Source organism: Nostoc sp. (assembly GCF_041747015.1).
Taxonomy (GTDB): Bacteria; Cyanobacteriota; Cyanobacteriia; order Cyanobacteriales; family Nostocaceae; genus Nostoc.
The window spans coordinates 1-4,791 of record NZ_JBGTFY010000380.1; the positions used below are offsets into that span (position 1 = coordinate 1).

The window sequence follows — 4,791 nt, forward strand, 5'->3', positions numbered from 1 at the left end:
CGCTCCTGAAGGGGACTTGACGCCACGCTCACGTGAGCTAGATCAAATTCTTCGTTTAGCCGCCTAGACCACCAGTTGCAACTTTTTGATACTTAGCTCAGGAATTTAATTTCTGGGTCAATTTCTGCAAAAGTATAGCGGAGATGATAAATCACCTGCGTCAAAGCGACCCCCGACAAGTTCACGAATGGTTTCGGCAACGGGCAGCGATCGCACAAATGTTAGATGCTAGAGATGGTGGCAGACAACCACTGCTAATTTCCCGCCACGCCGACGAACTGCGACGAGTGGAGAGGGGTTACGGTAATGCCCAAAAACCCGAAGATTATTTAGATAGTTTTGGCGCATATTTACGCGAGAACATTAACAAGATTCCGGCTTTGATAGTTGTAACTACCCGTCCCCGCGAGTTGACTAGGGCGCAGTTGAAGGAATTGCGTTTAATGCTTGATCTTGCAGGATATTCAGAAAAAACATTGCAGGTAGCATGGCGAGAAATGACTAATGCTGATATTGCTGCCTCAATCATTGGATTTATCCGCCAAGCAACTTTGGGCGATGCTTTGGTTCCTTATGAGGAGAGAGTGGACAAGGCAATGAAGAAAATTTTGGCTTCTCAAAACTGGACATCACCCCAGCGCCAATGGTTAGAACGCATTGGTAAACAGTTGAAGGTAGAAACTATTGTGGATCGGGAAGCGTTAGACCAAGGTGAATTTAAATCCCAAGGTGGTTTTGTCAGATTAAATAAAGCTTTTAATGGGAAGTTGTCAGAGATTTTAGTGCAGATTAATAATGAATTATGGCAAGATGTGGGATGATATCGCAGATGGAGAAATTTTCAACTTTGAATTGGGTCATTTTGTGGTGGATGCCGCCCAATTTCTCTATCAGCAGCACGAATATTAATTATTCTGGCTCTGTTGAATTTTAATACTGCTACTGTGGCGCGTCCTGTTGCTGTCAAGCCGATAATCGAAAGTGTATCTGTTGACCAAATAAAGTGTTCTTGCCAACTATCAATGCGCGGATTAAATAAAAACACTTCAGATAACGACTGGTTATCAAGTGCTTGAATTTTATCGGATTTTTGGCGATTGCAATGAAAACACGCCAAAGCTAAATTATCAATTGAGCTAGCACCATTTTTGGCAATAGGAATCACATGGTCTACAGTGAAGGAAACATACTGCCATTGTTCTGATGCGTGACAATATTCGCACAGAGACTTTGCTCGTTGTCGTACTTGCTCTTGAGTAGCTTCATTAATGTAACGATTCGCAGACAAATCTCTAATTCCCTATAATTCGCTTGGATTTTGAGTAAGCGATGTATTTCGGATCATCCGATTTACCAAACTCAGATAATCGTCTAATTCTTCATATTCATCTAATTCTGTTTCTTCTTCAGAAGTCAGGGCAGATTCTTTTTGTTTAATTAATAAAGCTTCAATTTGCCCCTGTACTAAACTGGAAGCGCGAAATATCGGCACTCCTTCTACTAACTCAATGCGGACAGCACCATCTAACGGTAGACTGTTGGGTAAGTGTGACAATTTCAGAGGTAAATTAGTTTTCATCATATTTATCTCAGAATATTTGGATATAAGTTTTAGAGAGAAAATTTCCTTATAGACTTAGCAATTAACAGAATTGGATAGGCATTGCTTACTCTACAATAAATCTGCAAATAGCTTTATCTGTTGTAAATGTTCTTTACGCCAATCATCGGAATAATATCCAGTTTTGACAACACTACCTGATTGCGTATAATTGCAAAGCAGCATTTATATAGTAACTATTTATTTAAAACATTGAGCGCAACAACTGATATTGTTCAAAAACTCTGGAATCTCTGCCACGTCTTACGCGACGATGGGATTACTTATCTGGCTTATGTGACAGAGTTAACATACCTGCTGTTCCTCAAGATGGCGCAGGAAACGGGTACAGAAAGCCAAATCCCAGAAGGCTGCCGTTGGGGTGATTTGGTGGTGAAGGATGGCATCGAACAGATGAATTTTTACCGCGCCACTTTGTTAGAGTTGGGTTCTAGCAGTTTGCCACGGGTGCAGGCAATTTTCGTTAATGCCCAAACTGCCCTCAAAAAACCGCAAATTCTCAATAAGCTAGTAAAAAGCATTGACGAACTTGACTGGTACTCTGCTAAGGAAGAGGGTTTAGGTGATTTGTATGAAGGACTTTTAGAGAAAAATGCTAGTGAGAAAAAATCTGGTGCAGGGCAATACTTTACGCCGCGTCCTTTGATTGATTGCATGGTGGAACTCATTAAACCACAAGCTGGGGAATTGGTGCAAGACCCCGCCGCCGGGACTGGTGGTTTTTTAATTGCCAGCGATCGCTATATCAAAAAACACACTGATGATTTATTTGATTTAAGCGAAGCTGAACAATCGTTTCACCGCTACCAAGCATTTTACGGCATTGAGTTGGTGCAGGATGCCCATCGACTATTATTAATGAATATGCTGCTACATGGCATTGAAGGTGCTGTGGACTTGGGTGATACTCTCTCTAGCGAGGGGCAGCAGTTACCAAAAGCTAATGTAATTCTTACCAATCCCCCCTTTGGAACGAAAAAGGGTGGCGGACTGCCAACACGGGATGATTTTACATTTACTACGTCAAACAAGCAGTTAGCTTTTTTACAGCATATCTATCGCGGACTGTTACCCGGAGGACGGGCGACGGTGGTGTTACCTGATAATGTGCTGTTTGAGGATGGGCAAGGGCGCAGCATCCGCGCTGATTTAATGGATAAGTGCAACCTGCATACAATTTTGAGATTGCCTACGGGGATTTTCTATGCCCAAGGTGTGAAAACTAACGTGCTATTTTTCCAACGGGGAACGACGGAGAAGGGTAACACCAAGCAGGTGTGGTTTTACGATATGCGAACGAATATACCTGTTTTTGGCAAGCGGACTCCTTTAACTAGAGAGCATTTTAGGGCGTTTAAAGAAGTTTACGGGAATGATGCTAATGGGGGAAGTCCGCGTGTTGATCAAGGGGAGTCGGGACGGTGGCGCAGATGGACGCGGGAGGAAATTACTAAACGCGGCGAAAATCTAGATATAAGTTGGCTGCGGGATGAAAGTTTGCAGTCGGGGGATGATTTACCAGAACCGGATATCATTGCAGCCGCTATTATGACGAAATTACAAACAGCGATCGCAGAAATGGAGGCGTTGACAGTGTTGCTAGAAGGGGAGGAAGAAACTGAAGCAAGTGCAGAACTTCTAGAATAAAAGCAATGCAGCTAAAAATAAGGACAGTATATGTTGAATCTTACATTAACCCCAGAACTTGAACAATTTGTCAAAACTCAATTAGAAAATGGTAAGTATACCTCACCAGAAGAAGTTGTTTTAGCTGCATTGCGGATGTTTGCTAATCAGGAAAATATCTACAAAGGACGATTTGAGGAATTACAACGGGAAATCATGATTGGTGTAGAAGCATCAGAACGCGGTGAGGTGATTGATAGTGAGACTGTTTTTCATCAAATACGGGCGAAATTAGCACAACGTCGCCAACATGAGGGTGCATGAGTAATAGGTGTAAATTTACCGTTCCCGCCAGTCGAGATATTGAAAGTATTATTGACTATGTTGCTGATAATACTAGCTTGGATGCAGCAGATAAATTACTCAATAAAATCAATCAAAAATGCAGCACTTTAGCTAATTTTCCTAGTATGGGGCGTAGACGAGATGAACTACTACTCACCTTACGTAGCTTTCCTGTTGATAATTATCTCATATTTTATCGTCCCATTGAAGGAGGAATTGAAATTTTACGGGTAGTAAGCGGATATCGTGATTTAAAGGCACTTTTTGACGACATAAATGATGAGTGAGTATTGATAATCTAATTTATTTAGTACCATTTTAAATATTGAGAATTTTATGACCCAAGCCTTACCAAAAATAGTTACCTTTGACGAATTTATCACTTGGTATCCTGAAAACTCTGGGGTACGCTATGAATTACACAATGGGGAAATTGTCGAAATGTCACAGCCTACGGGGAAACATGAAAGGATAAAAGGATTTTCGGCGGCTGAATTGACTTTAGAGTTTAGAAGATTAAATCTCCCCTACTTTATTCCCAATCAAGCAATTGTAAAACCACCAGAAAGAGAATCAGGTTATTTCCCTGATGTATTAATACTAAATGACGCAGCTTTGGTTGATGAACCTTTTTGGGAAAAGTCTTCTACTGTTACTAAGGGTGCATCAATTCCTTTAGTGATTGAGGTTGTCAGTACCAATTGGCGCGATGATTATTATCTGAAACTTGCCGATTATGAGGAGATGGGCATTCCCGAATATTGGATTGTTGACTATGCAGCATTGGCGGCTAGGAAGTTTATCGGTAATCCCAAACAACCCACTTTCTCAGTCTATCAACTAATTGATGGGGAATACCAAGTTAGTCTGTTTCGGGGTAGCGATAAAATTCTATCTCCTACTTTCCCTGAGTTAAATTTAACTGCGGAACAAGTTTTTCATGCTGGTCAATAATAAGTATTAAATTTACTAAATTATCAGAGGTAGGTAGTAAAGATGAGTGCAGAACAAGAATTATTAACCAAGTGGCGTTCCCTTCCACAAGACAAACAGGAAGAAGTTCTATACTTTTGCAGTTTTTACTATTTGTGGATGAGTAATAATACTCATGGCATGAGAAGAGGATTTCTTTAAAAACTAGTTCACTAACGCGTCGGACTAGTTATTTTTTTTACATAACTAGGTTTTTTCACACTTAA

The 4,791-nt window shown here is 40.8% G+C and carries 7 protein-coding genes; 5 read left to right on the top strand and 2 right to left on the bottom strand.

Features of this window, described 5'->3' with window-relative positions; translation table 11 throughout:
- Positions 1 to 143: 143 nt before the first annotated feature.
- Complete coding sequence (locus tag ACEW80_RS29940; protein WP_373530091.1) at positions 144 to 821, top strand: type I restriction-modification enzyme R subunit C-terminal domain-containing protein; 678 nt, start codon at positions 144 to 146, stop codon at positions 819 to 821.
- Between the two features lie 20 nt (positions 822 to 841).
- Here the strand turns inward: ACEW80_RS29940 and ACEW80_RS29945 are convergent, their stop codons facing one another.
- Positions 842 to 1,288, bottom strand: a complete 447-nt coding sequence (locus tag ACEW80_RS29945) for an HNH endonuclease (RefSeq protein ID WP_373530092.1) — start codon at positions 1,286 to 1,288, stop codon at positions 842 to 844.
- Between the two features lie 12 nt (positions 1,289 to 1,300).
- Positions 1,301 to 1,579, bottom strand: coding sequence for a hypothetical protein (locus tag ACEW80_RS29950; protein ID WP_373530097.1), 279 nt, complete (start codon positions 1,577 to 1,579; stop codon positions 1,301 to 1,303).
- A 234-nt stretch (positions 1,580 to 1,813) separates the two neighbouring features.
- On the opposite strand from ACEW80_RS29950, the gene ACEW80_RS29955 reads away from it, so the two are divergent.
- The 4 genes from ACEW80_RS29955 to ACEW80_RS29970 are packed head-to-tail and all read left to right on the top strand — an operon-like array spanning position 1,814 to position 4,546.
- Complete coding sequence (locus tag ACEW80_RS29955) at positions 1,814 to 3,268, top strand: N-6 DNA methylase (RefSeq protein WP_373530093.1); 1,455 nt, start codon at positions 1,814 to 1,816, stop codon at positions 3,266 to 3,268.
- Between the two features lie 30 nt (positions 3,269 to 3,298).
- Positions 3,299 to 3,571 (top strand): type II toxin-antitoxin system ParD family antitoxin, encoded by a 273-nt coding sequence (locus tag ACEW80_RS29960; RefSeq protein WP_373530094.1) that lies wholly within the window; start codon positions 3,299 to 3,301, stop codon positions 3,569 to 3,571.
- Positions 3,568 to 3,879 (top strand): type II toxin-antitoxin system RelE/ParE family toxin, encoded by a 312-nt coding sequence (locus ACEW80_RS29965; RefSeq protein ID WP_373530095.1) that lies wholly within the window; start codon positions 3,568 to 3,570, stop codon positions 3,877 to 3,879. Before ACEW80_RS29960 ends, ACEW80_RS29965 begins: the two co-directional genes overlap by 4 nt.
- A 49-nt stretch (positions 3,880 to 3,928) precedes the next feature.
- Positions 3,929 to 4,546: a Uma2 family endonuclease gene (locus ACEW80_RS29970; RefSeq protein WP_373530096.1), complete on the top strand. Its 618-nt coding sequence runs from the start codon at positions 3,929 to 3,931 to the stop codon at positions 4,544 to 4,546.
- The last annotated feature ends 245 nt before the right edge of the window (positions 4,547 to 4,791 follow it).